At 67.8% G+C, this 14,837-nt stretch carries 17 protein-coding genes; 11 read left to right on the forward strand and 6 right to left on the reverse strand.

The window, feature by feature from the left end:
- Window positions 1-7: 7 nt before the first annotated feature.
- The gene (locus CP958_RS09875; protein ID WP_096701804.1) at window positions 8-766 is read right to left on the reverse strand and encodes a transporter substrate-binding domain-containing protein; all 759 of its coding nucleotides are present in this window, start codon (window positions 764-766) and stop codon (window positions 8-10) included.
- 153 nt (window positions 767-919) lie between these two features.
- Here CP958_RS09875 and CP958_RS09880 point away from each other — a divergent pair, with 153 nt between their 5' ends.
- The gene (locus tag CP958_RS09880; protein ID WP_096701805.1) at window positions 920-1,390 is read left to right on the forward strand and encodes a TlpA disulfide reductase family protein; all 471 of its coding nucleotides are present in this window, start codon (window positions 920-922) and stop codon (window positions 1,388-1,390) included.
- Here the strand turns inward: CP958_RS09880 and CP958_RS09885 are convergent, their stop codons facing one another.
- Window positions 1,391-1,630 (reverse strand): DUF1127 domain-containing protein, encoded by a 240-nt coding sequence (locus CP958_RS09885; RefSeq protein WP_096702038.1) that lies wholly within the window; start codon window positions 1,628-1,630, stop codon window positions 1,391-1,393.
- 162 nt (window positions 1,631-1,792) lie between these two features.
- On the opposite strand from CP958_RS09885, the gene CP958_RS09890 reads away from it, so the two are divergent.
- A complete protein-coding gene (locus tag CP958_RS09890) occupies window positions 1,793-2,260 on the forward strand; it encodes a RidA family protein (RefSeq protein WP_096701806.1) in 468 nt (155 codons plus the stop codon).
- 9 nt (window positions 2,261-2,269) lie between these two features.
- On the opposite strand, the gene CP958_RS09895 is transcribed toward CP958_RS09890, so the two are convergent.
- Entirely contained in the window at window positions 2,270-3,403 is a 1,134-nt protein-coding gene (locus CP958_RS09895) for a GGDEF domain-containing protein (RefSeq protein WP_242442828.1), read from the reverse strand.
- Window positions 3,404-3,678: 275 nt separating this feature from the next.
- On the opposite strand from CP958_RS09895, the gene paaI reads away from it, so the two are divergent.
- Genes paaI through paaK form a run of 3 tightly spaced genes read left to right on the forward strand, consistent with a single transcriptional unit; the run spans window position 3,679 to window position 6,725 of the window.
- Window positions 3,679-4,134 carry a hydroxyphenylacetyl-CoA thioesterase PaaI gene (gene paaI, locus CP958_RS09900; RefSeq protein WP_096701808.1) on the forward strand — a complete coding sequence of 152 codons (456 nt, stop codon included), beginning with the start codon at window positions 3,679-3,681 and terminating at the stop codon, window positions 4,132-4,134.
- The gene (gene pcaF, locus CP958_RS09905) at window positions 4,135-5,337 is read left to right on the forward strand and encodes a 3-oxoadipyl-CoA thiolase (RefSeq protein ID WP_096701809.1); all 1,203 of its coding nucleotides are present in this window, start codon (window positions 4,135-4,137) and stop codon (window positions 5,335-5,337) included.
- 59 nt (window positions 5,338-5,396) lie between these two features.
- Window positions 5,397-6,725 carry a phenylacetate--CoA ligase PaaK gene (gene paaK, locus CP958_RS09910; protein WP_096701810.1) on the forward strand — a complete coding sequence of 443 codons (1,329 nt, stop codon included), beginning with the start codon at window positions 5,397-5,399 and terminating at the stop codon, window positions 6,723-6,725.
- A 7-nt stretch (window positions 6,726-6,732) separates the two neighbouring features.
- Here paaK and CP958_RS09915 read toward each other — a convergent pair whose 3' ends face one another.
- From CP958_RS09915 to CP958_RS09925, 3 genes are all read right to left on the reverse strand, one after another.
- On the reverse strand, window positions 6,733-7,125 hold the full coding sequence (locus CP958_RS09915) for a DUF559 domain-containing protein (RefSeq protein ID WP_096702039.1): 393 nt from the start codon (window positions 7,123-7,125) through the stop codon (window positions 6,733-6,735).
- Between the two features lie 118 nt (window positions 7,126-7,243).
- Window positions 7,244-8,200, reverse strand: coding sequence for a biotin synthase BioB (gene bioB / locus CP958_RS09920; protein ID WP_096702040.1), 957 nt, complete (start codon window positions 8,198-8,200; stop codon window positions 7,244-7,246).
- A 99-nt stretch (window positions 8,201-8,299) separates the two neighbouring features.
- The gene (locus CP958_RS09925; protein ID WP_242442829.1) at window positions 8,300-9,169 is read right to left on the reverse strand and encodes an AraC family transcriptional regulator; all 870 of its coding nucleotides are present in this window, start codon (window positions 9,167-9,169) and stop codon (window positions 8,300-8,302) included.
- A 152-nt stretch (window positions 9,170-9,321) separates the two neighbouring features.
- Between CP958_RS09925 and CP958_RS09930 the strand changes: the two genes are divergently transcribed.
- Genes CP958_RS09930 through CP958_RS09955 form a run of 6 tightly spaced genes read left to right on the forward strand, consistent with a single transcriptional unit; the run spans window position 9,322 to window position 14,836 of the window.
- The gene (locus CP958_RS09930) at window positions 9,322-10,515 is read left to right on the forward strand and encodes an 8-amino-7-oxononanoate synthase (RefSeq protein WP_096701812.1); all 1,194 of its coding nucleotides are present in this window, start codon (window positions 9,322-9,324) and stop codon (window positions 10,513-10,515) included.
- Window positions 10,512-11,150, forward strand: coding sequence for an alpha/beta hydrolase (locus tag CP958_RS09935; protein WP_096701813.1), 639 nt, complete (start codon window positions 10,512-10,514; stop codon window positions 11,148-11,150). The genes CP958_RS09930 and CP958_RS09935 overlap by 4 nt, the downstream gene beginning before the upstream one ends.
- Complete coding sequence (locus CP958_RS09940; RefSeq protein WP_096701814.1) at window positions 11,147-11,881, forward strand: methyltransferase domain-containing protein; 735 nt, start codon at window positions 11,147-11,149, stop codon at window positions 11,879-11,881. The genes CP958_RS09935 and CP958_RS09940 overlap by 4 nt, the downstream gene beginning before the upstream one ends.
- A complete protein-coding gene (bioD, locus tag CP958_RS09945) occupies window positions 11,878-12,495 on the forward strand; it encodes a dethiobiotin synthase (RefSeq protein WP_096701815.1) in 618 nt (205 codons plus the stop codon). The genes CP958_RS09940 and bioD overlap by 4 nt, the downstream gene beginning before the upstream one ends.
- A complete protein-coding gene (gene bioA, locus CP958_RS09950) occupies window positions 12,492-13,811 on the forward strand; it encodes an adenosylmethionine--8-amino-7-oxononanoate transaminase (RefSeq protein WP_096701816.1) in 1,320 nt (439 codons plus the stop codon). Before bioD ends, bioA begins: the two co-directional genes overlap by 4 nt.
- Before the next feature lie 17 nt (window positions 13,812-13,828).
- Window positions 13,829-14,836, forward strand: coding sequence for an efflux RND transporter periplasmic adaptor subunit (locus CP958_RS09955; protein ID WP_096701817.1), 1,008 nt, complete (start codon window positions 13,829-13,831; stop codon window positions 14,834-14,836).
- Window position 14,837 lies beyond the last annotated feature (1 nt).

Here is a 14,837-nt window from a genome sequence, read left to right on the forward strand (position 1 = left end):
GAGAGGGCTACCGCACGCCCTTTTCGGCACCGGTGCGGGCGATGATATCGGCCACCAGCTTGCCGTTCTTGCCCAGCCATTCGTCGAATTCGGCGATCAGCTCGGGCGCCTTGACCGAGGACAGACGGTAGCTGTCGGCCACATGGGGCAGATTGGGGGCGAAGGCCAGGGTTCCCGCCAGGCCGGGAATGGAATCGGCGGTGTTCAGGGCGACCGCCACGTTGCCGTAGGCGCCGTCGATGCGCTTGGTCTGCACCTGCCGCAGCAAGGGCTCGAAGGAGGAGTTCTCCTTGAGCTCCACCGACCCGGTTCGCAGACGCTCCCCCCAGGCGAAAGGAGTGAAGCCGGCGATGGTACCCAGGCTGTGGACCGCTTCCGGCCCTTCCGGCATGGCCTCGCGGCGGACGATGGTTCCGTCGATATAGTTGATCACCGGCTTGGAAAAGGCGGTGGCCCGCCCCTGGCGCAAGGCCGGCTGCCAATCGGGCGAATCCGGGAATTTCAGATCGATGCCGCCGTGATTCAGCTCGGCATAAAGCCGTTTGATCGGCAGGGCCTGGAAGGTCAGCCGATGGCCCTGGGCCGCGGCGAAGGCGTCCAGGATATCCCGCGCCGCGCCGCGGAACTGCCCGTCGCGCATGCCGTAGACCGGGGAGTAGTCGATGGCCTCGACCCCGACCACCAGGTCGCGGGCCAGTCCCGGCACGCTCACCAGGCATAACAGGCTCGCCGCGACGATGCCGCCTCTTACCGATCCCAACCACATAAACGTCACTCCCCAATAGCGCGCCCGAATTGAAGCACGCCGCTCCAACGTGATCAACAGTGACGAAACGTCACTTCCTTGACCGTTGTCAACGTCCTGTCAATGGAGCGACACTAAGGTCCGCCGGACCGAGCGCAAGGAAACGAAGAGGCCATGGTGAAACGGATTGTCGCGGCGCTGCTGATTCTGCTGGCCCAGGCACCATCCGCTTCGGCCGATCCCCGCCCCTTCATGCGCGGATCGTGGCAGAGCCTGCTCCAGGCCCATGCCGGCCGGCCGCTGGTCGTGCACTTCTGGTCGCTGACCTGCGCCCCCTGCCTCGCCGAACTGCCGCAATGGCGCGACACCGTCAAAGGCGGCGGCATGGACTTCGTCCTGGTCTCGACCGATCCGCCCGAGGACAACGCCAAGGTGGAACGCACCTTGAAGCGGGCCGGTCTGGACAAGACGGAAAGCTGGAGCTTCGCGGATTCCTTCGTCGAGAAGCTCCGCTTCGAGATCGACCGCACATGGCGGGGCGAATTGCCCATGACCATGCTGGTCTCGGCCTCCGGCGAGCGTGACGCCCGCACCGGAACCGTCAGCCGCCAGGATATCGAGTCCTGGCTGGCCCACGCGCGCTGATCAGTTCTTGCGACGCCAGCCGGCGACGAAAGTGTCGACGTCGCTGATGCCGATATCCTTCAGCTCGCGATGATCCAGCCCGACCAGCTCGTCGCGCAGACGGGCGCGCTCGAAATGCAGGGCCAGGGGAGCGACGATCCGGCTGTCCAGGAAATCGGCGGCCAGGCCCAGAAGGGTGCGGCCATGGCCCTCGGCGGACGAGTGGGGAGCGCAGGGACGGACGGTGGGGGAAAGCGACATGGCGAACTTCCATTTCTTGAATAACACCAACAAACATATGGAGCTTTGGTGCGTCGCAACAATCGCCGGGATTGCATGGGCCCATGTCCAGGACGCGGGGGTGGATGACAGCCGGGCCGGCAGGCGATAGGCTGTGCCTCCACCACCAGCCAGGAGCGGACCATGAGCGGACCCATCAGCCAACGCCTGAAGCAGTTGGGCATCGAACTGCCTACCCCGCCGGCCGCCGTGGCCAATTACGTTCCCTTCGTGATGACCGGCAATCTGCTGTTCGTCTCCGGCCAGTTGCCGCTGGAGAACGGCAAGCTGGCCGTCACCGGCAAGCTGGGCGACGGCGTCGCCCTCGAGGACGGGGTCCGGGCCGCCCGCCTGTGCGCCATCAATCTGCTGGCCCAGGTCCGGGCCGCCGCCGGGGGTGATCTCGAACGCATCCGCCGGCTGGTCAGGCTGACCGCCTTCGTGGCCAGCGCCCCCGCCTTCACCGATCAGCCCAAGGTGATCAACGGCGCCTCGGACCTGATGGTCGAAGTCCTGGGCGAAGCCGGCCGCCACGCCCGTGTCGCCGTGGGCGCGCCGTCCCTGCCGCTGGATGCGGCGGTGGAGATCGAGGGAATATTCGAGCTGAGCTGAACCGCCCGGTCAGGCGACCGCCGAAGTGGCGGTCTCCGCCAGCACCACGTCGCCGCAGCCGATCACCCGGTCCTTGCCGGATTGCTTGGCGGCGTACATGCGGTGATCGGCACGCTCCACCAGTTCGTTCCAGTTCTCGGTGCCGTCGGCAAGCCGCTCGGCCACTCCGATGGAGGCGGTCAGCGGCCGCCCGTCGGGACGCATGCCGAGCCCCGCCGAGCGCAGGCGGGCGACGGCGATGGCGGCACCGGCCGGATCGGTATTGGGCATCACCGCCAGGAATTCCTCGCCACCCCAGCGGATCAGGATATCGCCGCGGCGCAGGACCTTGCGCAGGGAGGCCGAGGCGGTGCGCAGGGCGTTGTCGCCCTCCTCGTGGCCGTACTTGTCATTGATGGACTTGAAGTTGTCCAGATCGACGAAGGCCAGGGACAGCGGAATCTTGGACCGTATGGCGGTGACGAATTGCTGGACCAGCATTTCCTCGCCCACCCGGCGGTTATAGGCCCGCGTCAGGCCGTCATGGGACGACTGGTCGACCAGTTGGCTCATGAAGTGCAGTTGGCTCATGCCCGACAGGGTCGCCACCATGGCCAGCAGCAGCAGCAGCCACTGGGCGCCCAGGTGGGAGGCGAAGGGCAGCAGTTGGTAGCCCAGCACCCCGGTCAGAAAATAGGCCCCCACCAGCGGCAGCCCCAGCAGGGCGCCTTCCAGGGCGGTGATGGGAAACACCGACAGCCCCGCCACCATGACGAAGGGCAGGAAGGCGTAACCGGCGGCGATCACCTGCTGCGCCGGATCGTTGATGGCGAACTGGGCCAGCAGCGGATGGCTGATCAGGAAGAATACCGTGGGAATGGTCAAGAGCCACACCAGCCCCCAGCGGGCCACCGCCACGCTGTCGGAGCCGCGATAGGAGAGCGCCAGCAGCACGAAGGCGATGGAGGCCATGACGCGCAGCGCCGCCAGATACATGGCCAGCGTCGTCTCGAAGATGATCAGGTCGACGGGAATCCACAGCGGCGTCAGCACGGCGAAGGTCGCCGCCACCAGACGAACGCGCGACAGGATCAGCAGCGAACGCCGACGTTGGACAAAGGCCGACTGACGGGTCGGCAGGAACAGGTCGAAGATTTCCGACATCGTCATTCCGGAGAAAACGATGGCGAGGACCTTCTTTATAACGGCTTTCAAAACAAGCACGTCGCTGCTTCCTTATGCCCTCTGCGGACCTGGGCTGACGGTAATGCGGGACTGGAATCGTTGCAAGGAAAACTACCACCTTGGGGTACCTCTCGGGTGGGCATGGAACCATGCTTTCGTTTGATGCCCACCTCTCATCTGTCGATTGACGTGCCCCGGGTTAATTCGGTATTACGATACCAAATTGGGCGACAGGCCCGCCGGAGTGAAACACGATGCCCCACAGGGCGACCGAAGAGACCCAGCGTCAGGCGCTGGCCGAGCGAGTGGGCGCGGCTTTCAGCGAACGCGACAGCGCGTCCCGCCTCCTGGGAATCGAGCTGGACGAAATTCGTCCCGGCTTCGCCCGCCTGTCCATGACGGTGACCGGCGACATGCTGAACGGCGTCGGCATCTGCCACGGCGGCCTCACCTACACCCTGGCCGACACCGCCTTCGCCTATGCCTGCAATTCCTATAACCGGGTGGCGGTAGCGCTGTCTTGCACCGTCACCTACCCGGCCGCCGGCCGCCAGGGCGACCGTCTTATCGCCGAATGCCGCGAAATTCACCGCAAGGGCCGCAACGGCACCTACGACTGCACCGTCACCACCCAGAGCGGCGAGGTGATCGCCCTGTTCCGCGGCCAATGCCGTATCCTCGAAGGCCATATCGTCGAAGGAAACCCATAGATGACCGAAGCGCTGATCTGCGACTACACCCGCACCCCCGTCGGCCGCTACGGCGGCGTCCTGGCCGGCGTGCGGACCGACGATCTGGCCGCCCACCCCATCAGGGCGCTGATGGCCCGCCATGCCGGGCTGGACTGGAGCCGGGTGGACGAGGTGGCCTATGGCTGCGCCAACCAGGCGGGCGAGGACAACCGCAACGTCGCCCGCATGGCGGCCCTGCTGGCCGGCCTGCCCTACAGCGTCGGCGGCACCACCCTCAACCGTCTGTGCGGCTCGGGCATGGACGCCCTGGGCTATGCGGCGCGCGCCATCATGACCGGCGAGGCCGAGCTGATGATCGCCGGCGGCGTGGAAAGCATGAGCCGGGCGCCCTTCGTCATGAACAAGGCCGACAGCGCCTTTTCCCGCGACGCCCGCATCTACGACACCACCATCGGCTGGCGCTTCGTCAATGCCCTGATGGAAAAGCAGTACGGCATCGATTCCATGCCGGAAACCGCCGAGAACGTGGCCGAGCAGTTCAAGATCGACCGCGCCGACCAGGATGCCTTCGCGGCCCGCTCCCAGGCCAAGGCCTCGGCGGCGCAGAAGAACGGCCGTCTGGGCCAGGAGATTTCCCCCGTCACCCTGCCCGCCCGCAAGGGCGATCCGGTGGTGGTCAGCCAGGACGAGCACCCGCGCGAAACCACCATCGAGTCCCTGGCCAAGCTGAAGGCGCCGTTCCGGGCCGGCGGCTCCATCACCGCCGGCAATGCCAGCGGCGTCAATGACGGCGCCGCCGCCCTGCTGATCGCCTCGCCGGCCGCCGCCAAGGCCCATGGCCTCACCCCCATCGCCCGCATCCTGGGCATGGCCACCGCCGGGGTGGAGCCGCGCATCATGGGCATCGGCCCGGTGCCGGCCACCCAAAAGCTGCTGGCCCGCCTGGGCCTGACCCTGGCCGACATGGACGTCATCGAGTTCAACGAGGCCTTCGCCGCCCAGGCCCTGGCCTGCACCCGCCAACTGGGTCTGGCCGACGACGACCAGCGCGTCAATCCCAATGGCGGCGCCATCGCGCTCGGCCATCCGCTCGGCATGACCGGAGCGCGCATCGTCGGCACCGCCGCGCTGCAATTGGCCCAGACCGGCGGCCGCCGGGCGCTGGCCTCCATGTGTATCGGCGTCGGCCAGGGCATCGCCATGGTCGTCGAGAGAGTTTAACCTGCAACTGTCCTGGCGAAGGCCCCGGTAGAGGGCCTCGCCGCTTCGGGAGGGTACCTATGTCCAAGTCCGCTCATCGTCGCGTTCCCACGCCCAAGGAACTGCTCGATCCCATCGAATTCGCCAGCCGCGACCAGATCACCGCTCTGCAGACCGAGCGCATGAAGTGGTCGCTGACCCATGCCTACAACAACGTCGAGCACTACCGGAAGAAGTGCCAGGAGAAGGGTGTCCATCCCGACGACTTCAAGGACCTGAAGGACTTGGCCAAGTTCCCCTTCACCACCAAGTCCGACCTGCGCGACACCTACCCCTTCGGCATGTTCGCCGTGCCCATGGACGAGGTGGTGCGCGTCCACGCCAGCTCGGGCACCACCGGCAAGCCCACCGTGGTCGGCTACACCCAGAACGACATCAACATGTGGGCCAATGTCATGGCGCGGTCCATCCGCGCCGCCGGCGGACGCCGCCAGGACAAGTGCCACATCTCCTACGGCTACGGCCTGTTCACCGGCGGCCTGGGCGCCCATTACGGCGCCGAGCGCCTGGGCTGCACCGTCATCCCCATGTCGGGCGGCCAGACGGAAAAGCAGATCCAGCTGATCATGGACTTCAAGCCCGAGATCATCATGGTGACCCCCAGCTACATGCTGGCCATCGCCGACGAGATGGACCGCATGGGCATCGACACCAAGACCTGCCCGCTGCAGGTCGGCATCTTCGGCGCCGAGCCGTGGACCGGCGCCATGCGCGAAGAGATTGAGGCCCGTATGGGCATCGAGGCGGTGGACATCTACGGCCTGTCGGAAGTGATCGGCCCCGGCGTCGCCTGCGAATGCGTCGAGACCAAGGACGGCCTGCACCTGTGGGAAGACCACTTCTACCCGGAGATCATCGACCCGCATACCGGCGAGGTGCTGCCCGACGGCTCCATGGGCGAGCTGGTGTTCACCAGCCTGACCAAGGAGGCGCTGCCCATCATCCGCTACCGCACCCGCGACCTTACCCAGTTGCTGCCGGGCACCGCGCGGTCCATGCGGCGCATGGGCAAGATCACCGGCCGGTCGGACGACATGCTAATCATCCGCGGCGTCAACGTCTTCCCGACCCAGGTCGAAGAACTGATCCTCAAGGATTACCGCCTCGCCCCCCACTACCAGTTGGAAGTCACCCGCGACGGCCACCTGGACTCGGTGGCGGTCAACGTGGAGATGCGCGCCGACCAGCCCTTCGACGACAGCGCGCTGGCCGCCGCCGCCAAGGACCTGCAGCACCACATCAAGTCCTATATCGGCATCAGCACCAAGGTGAACGTCCTGGCGCCCAATTCCATCGAGCGCTCCATGGGCAAGGCCCGGCGGGTGATCGACAAGCGCCCGAAGGCCTAACACCGCCTTACTCCCCCTCCCCCAACTCGGTTGGGGGAGGGTCGGGGTGGGGGCCCCTCTCCCGCAGCGCCTCCAGAATCCGTAAGAGAACGCCCTCGCCGTTCCCCAGTATCTCGTTGTTCCAGAACCGCAGCACTCGCCAGCCGGCCGCCTCGAGATACGCCGTCCGATCAACGTCGCGAGTACTGCCGTCATGCTGGCCGCCATCGGCCTCGATAGCCAGCCGGGCCGCGATGCAGGCAAAATCCAGGATATAGGGGTCGACGGGATGCTGGCGGCGAAAACGCCAGCCGGCCAAGGGCTCGCGCCGCAACAGCCGCCAGAGACGCCTCTCCGCTTCGGTGGGGTCGGAGCGCAGGGCGCGGGCGCGGCGGGTCAGGGAGCGTCTCACCTTGGCCATCGTTGCTCCGGCCCCCACCCCGGCCCTCCCCCAGCAGAGCCGGGGGAGGGAGTTTAGCACGAACCTCACTCCCCCTCCCCNGTCGAAGATGGGGGAGGGTCGGGGTGGGGGCCCCAGCTTACATCGGGGTAAGGCCCAGCTTGCCGAACAGGCTCTTGTCCTTGCCCGGCGCGGCGTTCTTGGCGGTCAGCAGCTTCTGGCCGCAGAACACCGAATTGGCCCCGGCCAGGAAGCACAGCGACTGCATTTCCTCGGTCATGCCTTCCCGCCCCGCCGACAGGCGGACGAAGGACTTGGGCATGGTGATGCGGGCCACCGCGATGGTGCGGATGAAGTCGAAGGAATCGGGGCGCTCGGCATCGGCCAGGGGGGTACCCTGGATGGGGATCAGCAGATTGATCGGCACGCTGTCGGGGTGCTTCGGCATGTTGGCCAGGGTCAGGATCATGCGGGCGCGGTCGGTCCGCGTCTCGCCCAGGCCGACGATGCCGCCCGAGCAGACATGCAGCCCGGCGTCCCTGACCACATCCAGAGTGTCCAGGCGATCCTGGAAGGTCCGGGTGGTGATCACCTCGGAATAATGCTCCGGGCTGGTGTCGATGTTGTGGTTGTAGTAGTCCAGGCCGGCTTCCTTCAGGCGCTGGGCCTGCCACTTGTCCAGCAGGCCGAAGGTGGCGCAGGTTTCCATGCCCAGCGCCTTGACGCCCTCGATCATGGCCACCGCCACTTCGAAATCATCGCCCTTGGGACCGCGCCAGGCGGCCCCCATGCAGAAGCGGGACGCCCCCTCTTCCTTGGCCTGACGGGCGGATTCGACCACCTCCTCCACGGCGAGGAGCTTTTCCTTCTCCAGGCCGGTGGCGTAATGGGCGCTCTGGGGGCAGTAGGAACAATCCTCGGGGCAGGCGCCGGTCTTGATGGAGATCAGCCGCGATACCTGGACGCGGTTGGCATCGAAATGAGCCCGGTGGACCTTCTGCGCCTCGAACATCAGGTCGTTGAAGGGAAGCGCGAACAGCGCCTCGATCTCTTCGGTGCTCCAGTCGTGCCGGAGCCCGTCGTCATTCGCCGCCATTTCCACTGCTGCCTGAGCCGTCACCGCCGTGTCCTCTTATGATGCGTCGCGGGGGCCGCAATGTAGTCCCCCGCAGGCGGCCTTTGCAACATTTGCAAGTCAGGCCAGGGGCAGGAAGATATCCACCACCGCCTCGTGCTCGGGAACGTCGGGAAAGAAGCGGACCCGCTGCAGGAACAGGGGCGCCTCGCCTACCGCCTCGCCGCTGGCGGGCAGCCAGTTTCCGTACAGATAGGCGAAGGCCCGCCCCAGGCCCTCGTCAGACCCCACATGGCGCAGCCGGGCACGGCGCCCACCGGGTATCAGCCCGGCGACGACGCCGGCATGGTTGGGCTCCACCGCCCGCCCGGTGGCGGCGCACAGATCGAGGCGGAACCGCTCGGGCGGAGTTTCGGCGGGATCGCCGTAGAGGATATTGAAGGTGGCCGAGCGGCTGGGCGGCAACCCCGCCGCCTTGCGCCAGGCGATGAAGCGACGGATGCTGTCGCCAATCAACGCCGGGTCGCCGCGATGGGCCAGCACCGCCACCGGGGTCGGCGGAAAGTCGACGATGGTCACCTGGGGATCGTAGCCATCCTGCGTCGTCATGGTTCGTCTCCTCGTCTCGGCCAGCGGCCGCAGGGCGGCATGCCAGCCTTGCCATTCCGGCCGCCGCCGGAACTGGCTGGGGCTCTGACCCACCACCCGCCGGAAAGCGCGCGAGAACGCCTCGGGCGCCTCGTAGCCGCTGTCCAGGGCGATGTCGGTGATGGAATGCCGGTCACGGAAGGCCAGCCGCCACGCCGCCCGCCGCATGCGGAGCAACTGCACATAGCGGGACACGCCCATCCCCGTGGCCGCCCGGAAGCAGCGGTGGAAATGGTACTTGGACAAGGCGGCGACACGGCTCAGGGTCTCGACATCAAGGTCGTCGTCGAGATGCCCGTCAATATGGCGGAGCACCCGTTGCAGCCAGACACCTCGTCCCACCACGCTCTCCAAAGCCGTCCTCCCGTCACACGGCGCCATGTTATCCGGTGGCGGACCGGGCCGCCTGATCGAAATTGCTATGGGTCATGCCTGCCATTCCCCGGCAAATTGGAATTGAGACCCCAGGGAAAACCCTCTATCAAGGCCCGGTGATGATGGGCTTGGACGACAGCATCGGACGCTTCCTCGACGGCCTGGACCAGGCCGGACGACGCCGGGTGCTGCGCCCGGTCGAGCCCCTGCCGGCCGGGCGGGTGCGGGTCGGCGGACGTGAGCTGGTCAATTTCTCCTCCAATGACTATCTGGGCCTGTCCCGCCACCCGGAAGTGGTGGACCGCTCGCGGCGCTGGCTGAACGAGTACGGCGCCGGGTCGGGCGCCTCGCGTCTGGTCACCGGCCACCTTGCCGCCATCGAGGCGCTGGAGGCCAAGATCGCGCGGGCCAAGCATACCGAGGCCGCCCTGATCCTGGCCAGCGGCTGGCAGTGCAACGCCTCGGTGCTGCCCGCCCTGCTGGACAAGACGCTGTGGGGCGCCGAGCCGGTGGTGTTCGCCGACAAGCTGATCCATGCCAGCCTGCATGCCGGGCTGGAACTGTCGGGGGTGCGGCGCCATCGCTACCGCCACGACGATCTCGGCCATCTGGAAAGCCTGCTCGAGGCCCATTCCGGCAAGAAGGGGCCGCGCTTCCCAGGGCCGCGCTTCATCGTCACCGAGACGGTGTTCTCCATGGACGGCGACGTCAGCGATATGAATGCCCTGGCCGCCCTGGCCCGGCGCTGGAACGCCTTCCTCTACGTGGACGAGGCCCATGCCACCGGGGTGCTGGGGCCGCAGGGTTTCGGCCTGTCGCCCGGCCTGGGCGCCGATATCGCCATGGGCACCTTCTCCAAGGGCATGGGCGGCTTCGGCGCCTATGTGGCCTGCTCGGCCCAATTGCGTCATTACCTGATCAACCGCGCCTCGGGCCTGATCTACGCCACCGGACTGCCGCCGGCCGTCTTGGGCGCCATCGACGCCGCCATGGATCTGGTGCCGCGCCTGGAGGGCGAGCGCGCCCGGTTGCAGATGATGGCGCGGCGCCTGCGCGAGGGCTTGCGGTCGGCCGGGCTGGATACCGGCCCCTCGGCCAGCCAGATCGTACCGCTGATTCTCGGCGACGAGCGGCGTACCCTGGATGTCGCCAAGGCGCTGGAGGACCGTGGCCTGCTGGGCATCGCCATCCGCCCTCCCACCGTACCGCCCGGCACCAGCCGCATCCGCTTCGCCCTGTCGGCGGTCCACACCGATGCCGACATCGACCGGCTGCTGGCCGCCATCCTGGAGAGCGTGGAGGCCACCAAGTGACGGCGCCGCTGCTCGCCGTGCACGGCTGGGGCTTTGATGCCGGATTCTGGATGCCGGTGCTCGAGCGCCTGCCCGATTTCCGCGGCGACTGCATCGACATGGGCTTCTACGGCACGCCGAAGCGCCCCAAGGTGCCGCGCCCGCTGATCCTCGCCCATTCCATGGGGCTGGCCTGGGCGCTGGCCAATATCCCCCGGCCCTGGGCCGGAGTCCTGGCGGTCAACGCCTTTCCCCGTTTCACCCGCTCGCCCCAGTTCGTGGACGGCGTGCCGCCCCGCCTGATCGAGCGCATGCTGGCCCGCTTCGACGAGGCCCCCCAGCAGGTGACCGCCGACTTCCTGACCCGCTGCGGGCTGCAGGACCCCGACACCTCGGCCATCGCGCCCGAGCCGCTGAAGGAAACCCTTTCCTGGCTGGCCCAGTGCGACGAGCGCACCACCTTGAAGATGCTGCCCTGTCCGGTCCTCGCCCTGGCGGGGACCAACGACCCCATCGTGCCCCAGGGCATGAGCCTGGCAAGCTTCGCCCCCGAGACCCTGGTGCTGGCCGAGGGTGCCGGTCATCTGTTGCCGCTGACCCATCCCGACTGGGTGGCGTCGCAGGTTCGCCTGTTCGCCGCGAGGCTGGAGGCATGAGCCGCAAGAAGACCATCGCCGGCGCCTTTTCGGCCGCCGCCGCCACCTATGAGACCGCCGCCCGCGCCCAGGTGCGGGCCGCCGATTCCCTGGTGGAGCGGCTGGGCCCCACCGCCACTCCCCTGCGGGTACTGGAATTGGGCTGCGGCACCGGTTTGCTGACCCGCCGTCTGGCCGCCACCCTGCCCGCCGGATCGCAAATTCTCGCCACCGATCTCAGCCCCGTCATGGTCCAGGCGGCCGGCGCCGGCCTGCCAAGCGTTACCTTCGCGGTGATGGACGCCGAGGCGCCGCATGTGACCGGGCCGTTCGACCTGATCGCCTCGTCCCTGGCGGCGCAGTGGTTCGCCGACCTGCCCGCCACCCTGGCCCGGCTGGCGGGGCTGCTGGCCCCCGGCGGGCGGCTGCTGCTCACCACATTGGGCGCCGGCACCTTCGCCCAATGGAAGGATGCCCACCGGGCCCTGGGGGTGGAATCCGGCGTCCCCGACTATCCCGACGCGCCGACCCTGGCCGCCATGCTGCCCGGTGCCAGAGTGGAATCGCTGCCGCTTACCCTCAGCTACAAGGATGCCAGGACCTTCCTGCTGTCCTTGCAGGCGCTGGGCGCCCAGACGCCCAAGCCCGGACATCGCCCGCTCTCGCCGGGTCAGGTCCGGCGTATCATCAAGGCCATGGGAAGCCCCTGCGCCATCACCTGGGACATCCTGCTGCTGGACTACCGCATATGAGGGGCGTCTTCGTCACCGGCACCGACACCGACGTGGGCAAGACCATGGTCGCCGCCTGGCTCGCCCAGCACTGGCAGGCCGATTACTGGAAGCCCATCCAGACCGGTTCGACCCAGGGCACCGATTTCGACTCCGTCGCCCGCCTCGCTCCCGCCGCCCGCATCCATCCCTCGGCGGTGGTGCTGCCCGCCCCGCTGTCGCCCCACGAGGCGGCGCGGCGCGAGAAGACCCGCATCGACCTCTCGGCCCTGGTGCCGCCCGTCACCCATCGCCCCCTGGTGGTGGAAGGTGCCGGCGGCATCATGGTGCCCATCAACGAGGTGGCGCTGATGATCGACCTGATGGAGCGCCTCGCCCTGCCGGCGGTAGTGGTGGCGCGCTCCGGCCTGGGCACCATCAACCACACCCTGATGACGCTGGAGATGCTGCGCCGCCGCCGCGTGCCGCTGCTGGGCGTGGTGATGAACGGCCAGCTCAACCCCGCCAACCGTCAGGCCATCGAGCATTTCGGCGGCGTGCGGGTACTGGCCGAGATTCAGCCGCTGCCCGCCGTCACCGCCGCCACCGTCGCCGGCTTGCCGCCGCCCACCTTCAGCTGTCCGGGTGAATCATGACCTTGTCCTATGACGATCTTCGGGCGCTGGACGCCCGCCATGTCTGGCATCCCTTCACCCAGGCCGGCACCGCCAAGCCGGCCATCCTGGCGCTCGGCGCCAAGGGCGCGACCATCTTCGCCGCCGACGGGCGCGAGTATCTGGACATGGTGTCGTCGTGGTGGGTCAACCTGCACGGCCACGCCAACCCGGCCATTGCCCAGGCGGTGGCCGATCAGGCCGGACGGCTGGAACAGGTGATCTTCGCCGATTTCACCCACGAGCCCGCCGCCCGGCTGGCCCACCGGGTGTGCAAGCGGCTGCCCGGCGACCTCAACCGGGTATTCTATTCCGATGACGGCTCCACCGCCGTCGAGGTAGCGTTGAAGCTGGCGCACCAGTACTGGCGCAACCACGGCCAGCACCGTAATACCTACATCGCCTTCGAGGGCGGCTATCACGGCGATACCGCCGGGGCCATGTCGGCCGGCCATTCCTCGGGCTACTTCAGTGCCTGGAAGGAAATGCTGTTCCCGGTGGAGACGGTCCCCTTCCCCGCCACCTGGGACGGTGACGATCAGGTGGAGGCCAAGGAGCTGGCGGCGCTGGATGCCATCGATCTGGTGTTCGCCGCCAATCCCGACCACGTCTCGGCTCTCATCATCGAGCCGCTGATCCAGGGCGCCAGCGGCATGCGCATGTGCCGCCCCGACTTCCTGCGCAAGCTGGAGGCCAAGGTGCGCGAGCATGGCTCGCTGCTGATCCTCGACGAGGTGATGACCGGGTTCGGCCGGACCGGCGATATCTTCGCCTGCGTCAAGTCGGACATCACCCCCGACCTGATCTGCCTGTCCAAGGGGTTGACCGGCGGTTTCCTGCCGCTGTCCATGACCGTGGCCCGCGACGGCATCTTCGAGGCCTTCCTGGGTCAGGACCTGTCGCGCGCCTTCCTGCATGGCCACTCCTACACCGCCAATCCGCTGGGCTGCGCCGCCGGCCTGGCCTCCATCGACCTGCTGGAAGGCCCGGCCTGCCAGCAGCGCATCAAGGAGATCGGCGCCATCCACCGCCAGCGGCTGGACGGGTTGAAATCCCTCGCCAACGTTGCCCACACCCGGCTGACCGGCACCGTGGCGGCCCTGGACGTCATCGGCGGCGGCAAGGGCTATGAGGCGACCATCGGCCCGCGCCTCAAGACCGCCTTCCTGGAGCGCGGCCTGTTGCTGCGCCCGCTGGGCAACGTGCTCTATCTGCTGCCGCCCTACTGCATCACCGATGCCGAACTGCACCGCGCCTGGGATGGGGTGGACGAGGTTCTTCGCCAATTGGCCAAATAACGTATGATGCCGTCCTCATGTTCAAGCGCCTGCTCCGCCAAGCCCCGCTGCTGCTGATCGTCCTGGGCCTCGCCGCCGCGGGCGGCTGGTGGTGGTGGCGCATGGCGGCGCCCGAGGTGGAGCTTGTCCTGCCCAAGCGCGGCCCGGCGGTGGAGGCCATCTATGCCACCGGCACGGTAGAGGCCGAGAAATGGGCGCGCATCGCCCCGGTGGTGCCGGGACGCATCGCCGAAATTCTCGCCTACGAAGGCGATACGGTGAAGGAGGGGCAACCCCTGGCCCGCCTGGACGACCGCGAGGCCCGCGCCAGGATCGCCGAGCTGGAGGCCAAGGCCGCCTATTGGCGAGAAGAGATGAACCGCTCGACCGCGCTGACCGAGCGCGGCTACCGCTCCACCGAGGCGACCCAAAAGGCCCGCAGCGAATACAATCAGGTCAACGCCGCCATCAATGCGGCGCGACAAAAGCGCACCGACCTTCTGGTCACCTCGCCCATGGACGGCATGGTGTTGCGTCGCGACGGCGAGATCGGCGAGCTGGCCGAGCTCAAGGACGCCCTGTTCTGGGTGGGAGCGCCGCGCCCGCTGCGCATCACCGCCGAGGTGGACGAGGAGGACATCGCCCGGGTCAAGATCGGCCAGAAGGTGCTGATCAAGGCCGACGCCTTCGCCGACAGGGTGCTGGAGGCCAAGGTGGATCGCATCACCCCCAAGGGCGACCCGGTCAACAAGACCTTCCGCGTCCGGGTGGTGCTGCCCGACGACACGCCGCTGCTGGTGGGCATGACCACCGAGATCAACATCATCACCGCCGAGCACGCCGACGCACTGCTGATCCCCGTCACCGCGCTGAAGGACGGCAAGGTGCTGGTGGTGGAGAACGGCCGCACCTTCGCCCTGGAGCCACAGACCGGCATCCGCGGCCGCACCATGGTCGAGGTGACGCAGGGCCTCGGCCCCGAACGCCCCATCCTCGCCTCGCCGCCCGCCGGACTGAGGGCCGGTGATCGCGTCCGGGTGAAATAGG

This window comes from Magnetospirillum sp. 15-1, assembly GCF_900184795.1.
In the GTDB taxonomy this organism is placed as follows: Bacteria; Pseudomonadota; Alphaproteobacteria; order Rhodospirillales; family Magnetospirillaceae; genus Phaeospirillum.